The 13,152-nt window shown below is 71.7% G+C and carries 9 protein-coding genes; 4 read left to right on the forward strand and 5 right to left on the reverse strand.

Going from position 1 to position 13,152, the window contains the following annotated elements; translation table 11 throughout:
• Nucleotides 1-8: 8 nt before the first annotated feature.
• The 5 genes from IG04_RS0103280 to IG04_RS0103300 all read right to left on the reverse strand — a co-directional run bounded on the left by IG04_RS0103280 (nt 9) and on the right by IG04_RS0103300 (nt 9,208).
• The gene (locus IG04_RS0103280) at nt 9-425 is read right to left on the reverse strand and encodes an acyl-CoA thioesterase (protein WP_030475006.1); all 417 of its coding nucleotides are present in this window, start codon (nt 423-425) and stop codon (nt 9-11) included.
• Nucleotides 418-5,817: a type I polyketide synthase gene (locus IG04_RS0103285; protein WP_051768780.1), complete on the reverse strand. Its 5,400-nt coding sequence runs from the start codon at nt 5,815-5,817 to the stop codon at nt 418-420. The genes IG04_RS0103280 and IG04_RS0103285 overlap by 8 nt, the downstream gene beginning before the upstream one ends.
• Complete coding sequence (locus tag IG04_RS0103290; RefSeq protein ID WP_084400784.1) at nt 5,814-6,779, reverse strand: hypothetical protein; 966 nt, start codon at nt 6,777-6,779, stop codon at nt 5,814-5,816. The genes IG04_RS0103285 and IG04_RS0103290 overlap by 4 nt, the downstream gene beginning before the upstream one ends.
• A gap of 114 nt (nt 6,780-6,893) precedes the next feature.
• On the reverse strand, nt 6,894-8,390 hold the full coding sequence (locus IG04_RS0103295) for a phosphatase PAP2 family protein (protein ID WP_030475009.1): 1,497 nt from the start codon (nt 8,388-8,390) through the stop codon (nt 6,894-6,896).
• A gap of 35 nt (nt 8,391-8,425) precedes the next feature.
• A complete protein-coding gene (locus IG04_RS0103300; protein WP_211257656.1) occupies nt 8,426-9,208 on the reverse strand; it encodes a nuclear transport factor 2 family protein in 783 nt (260 codons plus the stop codon).
• Nucleotides 9,209-9,364: 156 nt separating this feature from the next.
• Here IG04_RS0103300 and IG04_RS0103305 point away from each other — a divergent pair, with 156 nt between their 5' ends.
• The 4 genes from IG04_RS0103305 to IG04_RS0103320 all read left to right on the forward strand — a co-directional run bounded on the left by IG04_RS0103305 (nt 9,365) and on the right by IG04_RS0103320 (nt 13,150).
• Complete coding sequence (locus IG04_RS0103305) at nt 9,365-11,110, forward strand: PD40 domain-containing protein (protein WP_030475011.1); 1,746 nt, start codon at nt 9,365-9,367, stop codon at nt 11,108-11,110.
• A gap of 68 nt (nt 11,111-11,178) precedes the next feature.
• Nucleotides 11,179-12,027 carry a class I SAM-dependent methyltransferase gene (locus IG04_RS0103310; protein ID WP_030475012.1) on the forward strand — a complete coding sequence of 283 codons (849 nt, stop codon included), beginning with the start codon at nt 11,179-11,181 and terminating at the stop codon, nt 12,025-12,027.
• A complete protein-coding gene (locus IG04_RS0103315; RefSeq protein WP_211257657.1) occupies nt 12,024-12,221 on the forward strand; it encodes a hypothetical protein in 198 nt (65 codons plus the stop codon). The genes IG04_RS0103310 and IG04_RS0103315 overlap by 4 nt, the downstream gene beginning before the upstream one ends.
• Nucleotides 12,218-13,150, forward strand: a complete 933-nt coding sequence (locus IG04_RS0103320; RefSeq protein WP_051768783.1) for a DUF1702 family protein — start codon at nt 12,218-12,220, stop codon at nt 13,148-13,150. Before IG04_RS0103315 ends, IG04_RS0103320 begins: the two co-directional genes overlap by 4 nt.
• The last annotated feature ends 2 nt before the right edge of the window (nt 13,151-13,152 follow it).

The raw sequence follows: 13,152 nt of genomic DNA on the forward strand, positions 1-13,152 counted from the left end.
TAGTCATACTAGCCCGAGTAGGCGGCCAGAGCGGATGCCAGCTCGGCGGGCACCTCGACGGGTGCCACGCCGTCCGCCGTCCGCCGCATGCACGCGACGGTCTGCCCGCCCCGCGCGACCACGGCCCCGCCCCGCCGGAACTCGAAGTCCATCACGATCCTGCTGCCCGCGGCGGCGGACAGGGACATCAGGACGTCGATCTCCTCCAGTGCGAAGCACTCCGCGAAATAGTCCATCCTGCAGGACACGGTGACCATGGCCAGTTCTCCCGCGGTGAGCCGCCGCAGCACACCCGGCGCATGGTCGGCCAGGAAGTGCTCGCGGCAATGTCCCTGCCAGCGCAGGTAGTGCGCGAAGTAGACGTTGCCCACGAGGTTCGTCTCGTCCAGCGTCACCACGTGGCGGTGGACGTAGTGCTCAGGCATCGTCGTGCTCCTCACCGAACGCCAGCGCCACCGTCACCGGCCCCATGTCGGTCACCCTCCTGGCCACGACGACCCGGATCCCGCCCACGACCCCGGACATCAGGCCGTCCTCGGTGACCTCGTCGAACACCACGGAACCGGACGCGCCCAGCCGGGCGAGCGCCTGCCCCGCCGCGGTTGCGGGATCCTCGTCCCCCAGCGACCAGTGCAGACCGGCCGCAGGATCGGCGACGAGCGAGTCGCCGGCGCTCCACAACCCGATCCGGTGCGCCCAGCCGCACTCGACCATCCGGCGGCTGAGCCACGGTCCGGCCTGGTCCCACGGCAGCGGACCGGTGAGGTCGTGCTCCCCCACCACCTTCAGCCGCAATCCGGTCCACCGCGCGACCGGCAGGCCGTCCGGCTGCACGAGGTCGACGTCGAACAGGAACTCGTCCGCCGAATGCCACGTCTCGACCGCGTGCACCAGGAGCATGCCCGCCGGCCTGCGCCAGACGTTGAGCTCCTCCACCTCCACCGGCAGCGCGCGCTTGTGCGGCACGCACGGCAGCAACGCGTGGATGGTCGCGTCGTGCGCGGCGGGATCACCAAGCAGCAAACGGGAACCGTGGTACGACGCGAACCACGTGTCCTCCCGCGCGTGCACCCAGGCCTTGACGGTGAACGCGGAGAGCACGTCGTACCGCACCACCCGCTCGAACCGTCCACTGTGGAACAGGACGGACCCGTAGGCGTGGTGGGGAGGACCGGCGGGCGCGGCGTCGACCGGTGCGCGGCGGGCCGGCGGTGGCGCCGACGGCACGAGGCTCGCGCTGAGGTGGTCGGCGCCGAAGCGGTCACCGTCCTGGCGCACGGACAGGTCGACCTGCCGGTCGCGGCATACCAGTGCCGCCACGCGGATGACCCGGTCGGACCGCTCGCCCACGGTCACCGGCCGGTGCAGCCGGAGATCGCGGAACGTCCAGGAGCCGCGTGGCCCGGTCGTGAGCGCGGCGGTCTGGGCCATCGCCTCGGCACCGATCACCGCGGGCAGCACCAGCACCCCGGACACCCGGTGCTCGGAGAGGTACGGATCGGTTCCCGTGTTGAGCGTCGCCTCGGCGATCGTCTCCACGCCGGGCACCCAGCTCCGCAGCTCCTCCGCGAACCGCAGCCCCGCGGGCGACAGGTGGTGTTCCGGCTCGACCCGCAACGTCGGCGACGGCGGGAAGCGTCCGGTGACGAGCAGGGTGACCGGCGCGCTCGGGTCGGTGAGCGCGTCGAGCATCGCCGTCACGCCCCGTTCCGGTTCGATCAGCGCGAGCCCGAGCCTGCTCAGCTGCGTGGTGACGCGCATCCGGTCGGCCATGCCGACGCCGGACCACGCCGACCACTCGAGCAGGTGCGTGCGGCAACGGGGGTTGCGCCGCGCCCAGTGCTCCAGTTCGACGCGCATCCAGTCGTTCGCCACGCAGTACTCGGACTGCCCGGCGAGGCCCTGCCGGCCGATGATCGACCCGAAGGCGACCACCAGGCGCAACTCGTCCTCCGGCACCACCTCTTCGACTGCCGAGAGCAGTGCCCGCAGGCCGCGCACCTTCGGCGCGACCGTGGCCACGAGACCTTCCTCGCCCACCTCGGCGAGCCGGCGCGGCTGGTTGACCCCCGCGCCGTGCAGGAGGCCGCGCACCGGGCCGAACCGGGCGGCCTCGCGCACCGCCGCCCGCACGGCGGCCGGGTCGGTCAGGTCGCAGCTGAGGTAGTCGGCGCCGAGCGCCGCCACCTCCGCGGCCACGTCCGGGTCGTCGGCGGGCCGCCTGCCCAGCACGACGAGCTGCGCGCCGGTCTCCCCGGCGAGCGCGGCGGCACAGCGGGCGGTGATCCCGGTGGCCCCGCCGCTCACCAGGCACACGTCTCCCGGCCCGAGCGGCAACGCCACCGATCCGGGCGCACCGACGTGCGGCCGGGTCACCAGGCGTTCGACCACTCCCTCGCGCACGCGCAGTTCCGCGTACCCGGAGGCCGGCGTGACGGAGGCCGCCCCAGCCACGGCCGGCGCGCTTTCGCCGGGCGGCCCGTCCAGCACCGTCACGGCGCAGCCGGGGAGCTCGGCCGAGACCGCCCTGCCCACCGCCGCCGCGGCCGGGTGTCCGGTGTGCGTCAGAAGTAACCGCCGCGGCGCGCTCCCGGCGATCTCGCGCAGCAGCCGCGCGATCTCCCCGGTGCCGGCGGTGCCCGGCAGCTCCACCACCATTTCCGCCGGGTCGTGGGCGGCGGAACGCTCCGGCGAGGGCCCGAGCGGCACCCAGTGGTGGCTGAACAGCCCCACCCACGGGCGCACACCGCTGAGCTCGGCCTGGCCGTCCTGGGCGCTCTCCGGCAGCTCGTCCAGCCGCCGCGCCAGCCCGCCCACGGTGACGCCGTCGAGCGACTCGTCCAGCACGAGCTGCCTGCCGTGCCGCGCGGCGATCTCGCTGACCAAGCGCACGACCTGCAGTGAGTTGACGTGCAGGTCGGACAGCAACATCGTGTCGCCGGTGATCGCCGAGACCGGCAGTTCCAGCTCATCGGCCAGGTACTCGCGCACCGCCGTGAGCAGGTCCGTGCCCGGCGGGGCCGCCACCACCTCGGGAACCTCGACCGGCGCGGTCACCGACGGCCGCACCCCGTTCTTGGACAACGACTCGCACGGGTTGGCCAGGAACTCGAGCGGGGTGTCCAGGTCGACCAGCCGATGCGCGCGGTCACCGAACCACGCCTGCGGCCTGGCGGTCGCGGAGGCGAAGAGGGTCGCCGAGGCGAACGCGGTGCGCCGCGCGGAACCGCCGCAGTCGAGGCTCACCGCGGGAACTCCCGCCGGTGCCGCCAGCGTGGCGAGCATCGTGCCGGGACCGGCCTCCACCAGCAGGTCGCACCGCGTGGCGAGCTCGCGGACGGCTTCCAGGAACCGCACCGGTTCGGTCAGCTGCTCGACGAGCAACGCCGCGATGTCGTCGAACGGGCCGAGCCGCGTGCCGGTCACCGTGGAGAAGACCGGTTTGTCCGGCGCGACCATCGGCACCTCGCGCAGGTGCTCGCGCCACGGCCGGGTCACGGCCGACATGGCCGAGCTGTGGAAACCGTGCGACACCGGCAACTTCGCCACGTGGACACCCGCCGCCGCCGCTCGTACGGCCACGACGTCGAGCGCCGCGACGGGGCCCGCGAGCACCACGGTCTGCGGTCCGTTCTCGGCCGCCAGCACGGCCTCCGTGCTCTCCGCGAGGTCGAGCGCCACCTCCGCCGGTGCCGCCACCGAGATCATCCCGGTGCCGCGGGCACCGTGCTCCGCCATCAACCGGCCGCGGCGCGCGGCCAGGTCGAGGACCTGCTCCTCGGTCAGCGCGCCGGCCCAGGCCAGCGCGGTCAGCTCACCGAGGCTGTGCCCGAGCGCCGCGACCGGGTGACACCCGAGGTGCCGCAGCCACGCCAGGCCGGCGAGGGACTGCCACACCACGGCCGGCTGGGCGATCGCGGTGTCCGCGGCCCCGTCCACCAGACCGTCCGGAGTGGACGGTGGGTGCGGCAGCAGGCGGCCCGGCAGACCGAGCGCGGCGCGCACGGGCGCGGCCTGCCCCGGCAGCAGGAGGCCGACCCGGACGCCCGGACCGCGCCCGATCACCACTCCCGCGGGTTCGTCGAGCAGCAGGTTCGAGTCCCATCCCGGCAACTGCTTGCGCGCGGCCGTGGCGGCGGCGGCGAGCCCGGCGGGATCGGCTGCCACGAGGACGCAGCGCACAGCGGCACGCGGGTCGTGCCGCGCGGTCAGCGTCGCCGCGAGGTCATGCAGTTCGGCCTCGCTCATGGCCGCGCACCGTTCGCTCAGCGTGCCGAGCCGGCCGTCGAGATCGGCCAGGTCGTTCGCCGTGATGAGGAACGGTTCCCAGTCGGGCAGCGGCGCCGACCAGTGGCGTGCCGAGTCCGGCAGGGTCGCGACGGGCTCCGGTGCCGCGGGCACGAGCCTGCGCGGCACCCGCCTGGTCATCGCGGTGCGCACTCCCGCGTCGAGCACCACGTGCGTGTTGATGCCGCCGAACCCCGCCGAGGACACGCCCGCGACCGGGTTGCGGTGCGTCCACGGCTCCGGCTCGTCCGGCAACCGCAGACCGGCCGCCGGTCCGGCGAGCAGGGGGTGGAGTTCACGCACCCCGGTCATCGGCGGGATCACGCGGTGCGACACGGCGAGTGCAGCCTTGATCAGCCCCGCGACGCCGGCCGCCGCCTTGGTGTGGCCGATGTTGGCCTTGACGCTGCCGAGCGCCGCGACGGGCGAGCTGAAGCCCCGCACCGCCAGCAACGCCTCGAGCTCGACCTGGTCCCCCACCGCGGTGCCCGTGCCGTGGCCCTCGATCAGGCCGGCCGCCGCGGGCAGGAGTCCTGCCCGCGCGTAGGCCCGGCGCAGTGCCCTCGTCTGCCCGCCGACGGCCGGCCGGGTGACGCCACCGGCGCCGTCGGAGGACATGCCCCAGCCGACGAGGTGCGCGTAGATCCGCAGTCCCCGTGCCTCGGCGTCCTCGGCGCGCATCAGCGCCACGATCCCGCAGCCCTCACCCGGCAGGAACCCGGTGGGCTGCGCGTCGTAGACCCGCATCTCACCGGCGGACAGGGCGCCCACGCGCGCGAACCCGATCAGCTCGAACGGGTCCAGCGAGAGGTCCACACCGCCCGCGAGCGCGAACGAGAGCTCGCCGCGGGCCAGTGCCTCGCTCGCGGTGATCACCGCGAGCAGGCTCGACGAGCACGCGCCGTCGACGGTGTAGCCGGCCCCGTGGAAGTCGAAGTGGTTGCACACCCGGCCGGCGATCGTGTTGCTGAGCCCGCCCGCGAGCATCTCGTCGTCGGGCACGGGGAACGGTTCCTTCAGCACGCGTTCGGCGGTGGCGAGGACCCTGGCCGCGGTGTCGCCCGCGACACCGGACTCCTCCAGCGCGGCGCCCACGACGTGCCGCAGCGACGGCCAGCGCAGCCGCAGCAACGACGCGCGGCTGAACTCGCCCGCCAGCGAGTTGCCGATGAACACCCCGGTGCGGTCGCGGTCGACGCCCTCGCCACCGGGAACACCGGCGTCCTCGAGAGCCGCGCGTGCGGTGTCGAGGGCGAGCCAGTGCGTCGGGTCCACCGCGCGGTACAGCGCTCCGGGAACGCGGAACCCCGCCCGGTCGAACGACCAGTTGCGCAGCACGGCCGCCCGGCGCGCGACGGTCTTGTCCACTTCGGATGGTCCGCCGCCGTAGTCGGCCAGGTCCAGCCTCTCCGGTGGGATGGCGCGGAACGCGCGCCGCCGGCCGAGGACCGTCTGCCACAGCTCCTCGGGGGTCGAGGCGTCCGGGTACCGGCAGGCCATGCCGACGATGGCGATCCTGGGGGTGCTCACCGCCCATCAACGCCCGCGAGCGAGGCCCTTCCCGTCGCGCGTTCGGCCGACGCCGAGCGCAGCTCCGCCGTCAGCAGCACGGCGCCACGCAGGATGCAGACGATCACCAGTGCGAAGAAGAAGCCGAACACCACTCCGTTGAGCACGAGCACGCCGTAGGTGAACGCGGTGGCGAGGCCAAACAGCACCTGGTTGCGCTTGCCCAGCGGAGTGCTGCCGGGGTCGGTGATCATGTAGTTGGTGAAGATCACGAAGGCCAGCCCGGTCATCGGCAGCAGCGCGGCGAGCAGCGCGTGGTCGAAGATCGCCCACCGCAGCACGGCCTGCGCGGCGAAGCCACCGGCCCAGCCCAGGATCAGGGGCAGCTTGCCGGTCAGCTTGGCGTTGATCATCGTGCCCGCGCCGAGGATGGCCAGCGGCAGGATCCAGTCGATGGCACCGGTGGGCTCGTTGGTGAAGTGGTAGGGCGGTGCGATGCCGACCCACGGGAACAGCACCAGCGTGAGCGCGATGCCCGCGTTGGAGGGGTTGAGGAAATGCCGTTTCCGGCCGCGCACGCGCAGCCTCAACACGTACTTGGTGCTGATGCCGGCGGTCACCGCGAAGATGTAGGGCCACAGCGACGTGTTGCCGTACAACAGCATCGCCACGGCGAGTCCGCCGATGTGGCTCGGCAGCAGGAAGTTGAGCATCTTGAGCCAGCCGCCCGCATAGCCCGGCTTGCGGCCGTGGGCGCGCGCGTCCAGCGTCTCGAGCAGCAGGTCGACTGCGTAGGCCACGAGCACCGTCGTGATCGGCGTGATCGGCGACTGCTCGAAACCGAGGACCAGGTGACCGATGACGTTGAACGCCGTGATCGACATGGCGAAGCGGCGCAACGCCATGAGCCGCCTGTCCGGCGGCCGGGCCGCGAGCCGGTGGCTCGGCGACGGTCGGGTGGTGTCAGCGGGCGTCGTGGTCATCGGGAGGTCACCGTCCGGGGAGTGGGGCTGCAGGGTGGGAAGTGAAGGGCGGCGGCAGGCGCGGCGCGGACGGAAAGTCGCGCCGCGCCTGCCGCCGGGTGGGGCGTCGCGGGGTCAGATGGTCACCGTGGTGCCATCGAACCGGGTGACCGAGAAGCGGTGCCTCTCGTTGAACCACGACTTCTGTTCACGAAGCAGCTCGATCGCCAGACTCTCGCCCAGCTTCGCCGACTGGGCGAAGTCGGACCGCCAGTGAACCCCCGCCATGTTGCGGCCGACTCCGATGTTGGCGGCGAGCTTGTTCAGCTCACCGCCGACGGTCAGCCGGTCCGCGTCCACGCCGGTGTACGGCACCAGTTCCGTGCCGTTGTCGTTGGCCTGCACCGGATCGGGCAGGATCGCCGTCTCGTCGTGCCAGGCCTTCAGGATCGTCGCGCAGGCTCCCGCCGCGGTGGCGTGCCCGGCCGCGTAGGACGGGTGCGTCGGCGAACCCTCGGGGAACGCCTGGGGCAGCAGGTAGGAACCGAACTTGCTGAACACCCGGTCCACCGCGTCGGAGTCGAGCACCTCGGAGTCGAGGAACTCGTACTCCCGCCTGCCCGTGATCCGGTTGTGCACCCTGGCGCAGAACGCCTCGGGGCGCAGGCGCCGGTGCACGTACCACTTCTGGAACCAGGCCGCGCGCAGCGCCCGGTTCGCCACCTCGGTCACCAGCGACAGCAGGTGCGGGATGCCGAAGGTGCTGAACCCGAGCTGCGTCTTCGAGTCGACGTACGGGTTTCCCGCGTCCGTCGGCGTGCCCGCGTAGTGCATGATCAGCGCGGCGTTGATGAACGCCTGCGCCGGCGTGGGGCCCGCGTCGTAGTGCACCCAGTGCGTCAGGTCCCTCGGCGTGGCGAGGTACCGGCGGTTGACCTGATCCCGTTCGGACGCCGCCAGTGACCGGTTCCAGCCGTTCTGCAGCCGCAGGTATGTCTCGAACGTGGTGGCGTAGTCATAGTTGGGCCGCACCGTGTCCTGGCGCTGCTCGGTCCGGTAGGTACCGAACTGGACGGGCTGGTACAAGAACTGGGAGATGAACGGACCCGCGTGGTCCCCCGGCGTGTCGCCGCGGAACACGAAGTCCGGCTCCACCCGGCCGTCGCGCTTGGCCGCGCGGTAGTCCGACAACCTGCTCAGGTCGCCGGCCGCCGCCACGACCAGGCCGTCGTCCGCGAACCTGGTGAACGGAACGTCCCTGCACAGCGCCATCCAGTACAGCTCGGCCGCTTCCGCGGACAGCTCGGCCGAGTCCATCCTCGGCGCGGGCGGAATCGTCATCGCGTGACTCGGCGGACCGACGGCGTCGACCGCGAGCCCAGCCTGCGGGTTCGTCAGCGGCCGCCCCTCGGCGAGGGGGATGCGGTCTATCTCGTCGGGGTTCTCACTGAGGAGAGCCCGGAGGTACTGCCGGTAGACGACCGGGTCGACCTCACCGAACTCGTTGTGCGACAACCCCTTGCTGTAGCTGCCGAGGTAGTCCGGGTAGAGGTTCTCCTCGCCGTTGCTCACGTGCATGACCGGCAGCGCGTCCGCACCGGACTTGGCCGGCCGATCGACAGGTGGGCTCATGTTCTCGTCCTATCTGGCCGTTCGCGCGAACGGTCCTAGTCGCGCGGAGCAGTGCCGCCGTCGTTCTGACCGTCGACGACGACGCGGCCCAGACCGTTCTCGACCACCACGCGGGCGCCGGGGATGACGCGGCCGTTGTCGTCGATCGGCTGACCGCCCAGGTTCACGCGGAAGCGCGGGCCGGCCTCGGACATGTGCCAGTGGCGCCACTTCCAGCCGTCGGCCGTCTTCACCGCGAGCGCGCTGGAGTACAGCGGCTGGTGCTCCTTGTGGTCGGCGCGCGTGATGATGACGTCGCCCTCCTCGTTGACCAGGCCGAGCGTCGGCGTCGCGATCGCCTGCGTCGCGAAGATCGTCTTGACCTGGGTGTCGGTGCTCGTGGGGAACAGCGTCGACAGGTACGTCCGCATGTTCTCCCGGCCCGTGACCTTCAGCGGGCGACCGTTCACCGCCACCAGTTCGTACGTCGTGAACTCGTCGGCGATGGTGTTGACAATGTAGTCGATGTCGCCTCGCGAATAGGCCACCTGCAAGTCGGCCAGGAATCCGCGAATCTCGAGCTCGGCGTTGGCGTCCGACTCGAAAACTTCACCCTCGCCCGAACCACCGGAGGAACCGAGGAGGCCTCGCGCGAATTCGCTCAGCTGCCTGCCGAAATCCTGGATCTCAGTCACAATCAACTCTCCGATCAATAGCGTCGCCAGCCGACCGACCGTAGCGACGGACTGCTCTTCCTCGGTGTCCGTTGTAGTCAACCGCGGACTGCGATGACTTCTCCTCTGTTGCTCTGAACTCATTCCAGCAGCCTTGCCGGACAAGTCCATCTTCTGCCTTGCTGGATTTCACCGAGTTTCCCCGCAAGGGATGAGAAGGACTCCGAGCTGATCAAACTTACTGTCCCAGTAGTCGGTCTGCGCGCATTCGACAATCGGGGAGAGACGATGGCAGAACACGTGAGCGGATACCTCCCACCCATGCGTTCTCACGGACCCGAGTTCCGGTTGCGCCGATTGACCCAGGACCCCGCGGGCGCGGGCGACGGCGCGATCTCTCCCGACGGCGCGCGTTTCGTGGCCTCGTCGCGGCGCGCGGGATCGCTGAACCTGTGGTTCTACGAGCTCGCGACCGACCAGTGGCACCAGGGCACGCGCGGCGCCGGCGACGACATCGAGGCGCAGTGGTCCCCGGACTCCAGCTGCCTCGCCTTCACCTCGTCGCGGGGCGGCCACAAGGCGATCTGGCTGTACCGGGCCCGCGACGGCCGGATCAGCCAGCTCACCTACGCCGATCACGAGGAGGAGTACCCGCAGTGGTCCCCCGACGGCACGCAGATCGCGTACGCCGGCGGCCCTTGGGGACACCGGCACTTCTACGTCGTCCCCGCGAAGGGAGGCAGGCCCCGCGCGGTCACCAGGACTCCCGGTCGTGCGGGCGCCTGCTCCTACCTGCCTGAGGGGAACGCGCTCGTCTGCCACTCCTACGACACCGGCGCCGGCGCCATCTCCGTGTTGCCGCTCAACGGATCCGCGCCGATCGAGGTCACGGACGGCAGCGCGTGGGACTACAAGCCGTCGGTGTCGAGCGCTCATCCCGTGGTGGCGTTCTCCCGCAGCTTCGAAGGTCGTTCGGTGATCTGGGTGCAACGGCTCGACGGCACCGGCACCGGCCGCGCGCTCGTCACGGAGGCCGCCGACGACCGGTGGCCCAACTGGACCGCCGACGGCCAGAACCTTTTCTTCCACCGCCTCGTCGACCGCGGTGTGGGCATCTGGGTGCTGGACCGCCGCACCGGTGGCGTGCACCAGCTCGTCGGTGCCGACGAGCAGCCCCGGTACGGATCGCTGAGCCCGGACGGCACCCGGCTCGTGTACGCGGCCGAGGACTCCGGGCGGTCGGTGGTGAAGATCCGCGACCTCGCCGGTGGACCGCCCCGGTTGCTCCCGCTCGGCGAGGCGGCCTTCCCCGCCTGGTCCCCGGACGGCCGCTCGATCGCCTACCTGTCCCGGCACGCCGCGCGACCGCGTTGGGAGATCGCGACCTACGACTTCGCCGAGGGCGTCAGTCGCGTGTGGACACGGGGAATGGACTGGCTCAAGGGGATGCACGGTCCGCTCGACTGGTCTCCGGACAGCACGAGGCTCGTCTTCAAGTCCGACACCGAGCCGTTCGAGGCCGACCTGTGCGTGCTGGACGTGCGCACGGGCGAGGTGCACAAGCTGACCGAGGACCCGTGGTGGGACGAGGCTCCGTCGTGGACACCGGACGGGCGCGGCGTGGTGTTCATGTCGACCCGGGGTGGCGACTGGACGTGGGGCTTCTACCGCAAGGACCTGGCCACCGGCGAGATCACGACGCTCGCGGGGCCCGACTACGTGGAGCGCAACAACCCGCACCTGCTGCCCGACGGCAACCTGCTGTGCTCGCTCGTGGCCTCGGGAGCCGAGGAGCTGCACGAGCAACAGCCCGACGGCCTGGGCCGCGTGCTCTCCGCCGCCGGTCCCTCGGTCCGCTACCCGGTGCCGTCACGGGACGGCTCGCTGGTGGTGTTCACCCGGACCTATCGCACCGTCGAGTACTGGCTCGCCGAGAACGTGTGGGCTCCCGGCTCGCCGATCGCCGACCTGGCAGGCGACTTCGACCCTCCACTTGAGACCGACCCGGGTCCTGCCCCCTGGAGCATGGGACCGGTGCGCAGCCCGGTCGACACCCGGCGCAGATGACGCATGTGAAGCCCACCCGGTCGGGTGGCCCGCACCCTGTCCCGCTCACACGCACGAGGAGATCTCGCATGCAAGGCAACTCCACCGACCCCGGCAGGCTCTCCGCCTCCCTGCCGGCCCAGAACAAGATCTACGACACCGCCGCGGGCGCGCTGTGGCACCTCGCGGTGTACGAACCGGTGCACGAGGGCCGGGAGTTCACCAACATGGCGGGCGCCGCGCTGCTCGACAGCATCGGCACCGAGTTCAATCTCGGTGCCGGGCACAGCGTGCTGGAACTCTGTTCCGGCACCGGTGAGGTGTGCCGCTACCTGGCCGGCCGCTTCGACTGCCAGATCACCGGGATCGAGCTGAACCCGTCCCAGCTGGACCACGCCAGGCTCAAGCACCGGCAGCTGCCGACCAGCGTGCAGAAGCGGGTCCGCTTCCTGCGCGGTGACGTCAACACCTGGATGCCCGACCGGGCCTACGACCTCGTCGTCGCCGTCGACTCGCTGGCGTTGATGAACGACCCGGGCGACGCGCTCGCGGTCGCGCACGCGGCGTTGCGTCCCGGCGGCCACCTGGTCTTCGCCGACATCCTCACCGGTCGTGAACTGAGCGACCGGGTGCGCGGCACGGCCTGGGAGTACGACGGCATCCGCCCGCTGCCCCAGCCCGCCGACACCGCGGAGTTGCTGAGCCACCTGGGTTTCGTCGACATCGTGCACACCGACATCTCGGCGGCGGCCGTCGACTGCTTCCGGATCATCTCCGGCGCGCTGACGGTGCGGCAGCGCGCGATCCAGGACGTCTGCACGGCCGAGGAGTACCAGCACTGGTGCGAGTCGACGGAGTTCTACCTCGACAGCTTCGTCCGCCGGGAACTGTCCTACGGACGGTTCACGGCACGCCGCCCGGCACAGGACGACTCGTGATCGCGTTGCTGCGCCGCGAACCCGTGCTGCTGCAGGCCGCGTTCCTGGCGCTCGTCAACCTCGTGGTCGCGTTCGGGCTCATCGAGCTCACCGCCGAACAGACCGGCGCGCTGGTCGGGGCTCTCGCCGCTGTGCTCGGGCTGTGGGCGCGGCGGCTGGTCACGCCGATCTCGAAGCTCGAGGAGGGGCCGTGAGCACGCGGGTGCTGCCCCCGTTGCCGTCCGGTCTGGTCGACTTCGAGAGCCGCGGCTTCCGCACCACGAACGCGGCGGCGAGAGCGCTGCTGGAACGCCGCGCCGGCGCGTTCCTCACGGGCTACAACACCCTGCGGCGGCACGGCGTCGGCGAGCTCCCGTTCCACCTCGACCCGATGCCGCTCGACGACCAGGGGTTCGCCTACGAGGGCGCCTCGTTCGCCGCCACCGCACACGACATCCTGCTGGGCCGTAAGCGGAACTCGACGCTGGACGACCTGTTCGCCCTGGCCGGCGACCGCTATCCGCACCTGATGCACGTCGGCGCCGGCTGGGTCGGTCTGGTCGCTCCGCCGTCGACGGTGCTCCGCCGCGCGAAGCTCGATCCGTTGCTGCGCTGGCTCACCCTGGACGGCGCCGGGTTCTCCAGGGCGTTCCTGCGGGGCAGGAGGTGGAACGAGCGGTTCCGTCGCGCCGCCTGGTCGTCCGCGCCCTCGCACACCGTGCTGCACCAGGGGGTCGGCCGGGCCATGTGGTTCATGGAATGCGCCGACCCCGCCGCGATCCGGCGGCGGATCGCGACGTTCCCACCGCAGACGCGCGCCGAGCTCTGGTCGGGTGTCGGCCTGGCCGTCTGCTACGCGGGTGGCGCCGACGACGCCGCGCTGGACGACCTCACGTCGCTGACCGGACCGGACCGGGTGGCCCTCGCCCAGGGAGCGGCCTTCGCGGCGGGGGCCAGGGCCGCCGCGGGCCACGTGCCCGAGCACACCGCCACCGCGGTGCGCGAACTGGCCGGGGTGCCGGTCGACGAGGCCGTCGAGTGGACGGAGGCCGCGGCGCACGTCGCGTCCGCGGGCGAGCTCGACATCGCGGCGTACCGCCACTGGCAGCACCTCATCCGCGATCGAGCGGCCCGGCACGTCTGACC

Source organism: Lentzea albidocapillata (genome assembly GCF_000719115.1).
Taxonomy (GTDB): domain Bacteria; phylum Actinomycetota; class Actinomycetes; order Mycobacteriales; family Pseudonocardiaceae; genus Lentzea; species Lentzea albidocapillata.

Coding starts and splice junctions, on each gene's coding strand:
- IG04_RS0103305 (WP_030475011.1), top strand. CDS start 9,365: ATGCGTTCTCACGGACCCGAGTTCCGGTTGCGCCGATTGACCCAGGAC.
- IG04_RS0103310 (WP_030475012.1), top strand. CDS start 11,179: ATGCAAGGCAACTCCACCGACCCCGGCAGGCTCTCCGCCTCCCTGCCG.
- IG04_RS0103290 (WP_084400784.1), bottom strand. CDS start 6,779: ATGACCACGACGCCCGCTGACACCACCCGACCGTCGCCGAGCCACCGG.
- IG04_RS0103295 (WP_030475009.1), bottom strand. CDS start 8,390: ATGAGCCCACCTGTCGATCGGCCGGCCAAGTCCGGTGCGGACGCGCTG.
- IG04_RS0103280 (WP_030475006.1), bottom strand. CDS start 425: ATGCCTGAGCACTACGTCCACCGCCACGTGGTGACGCTGGACGAGACG.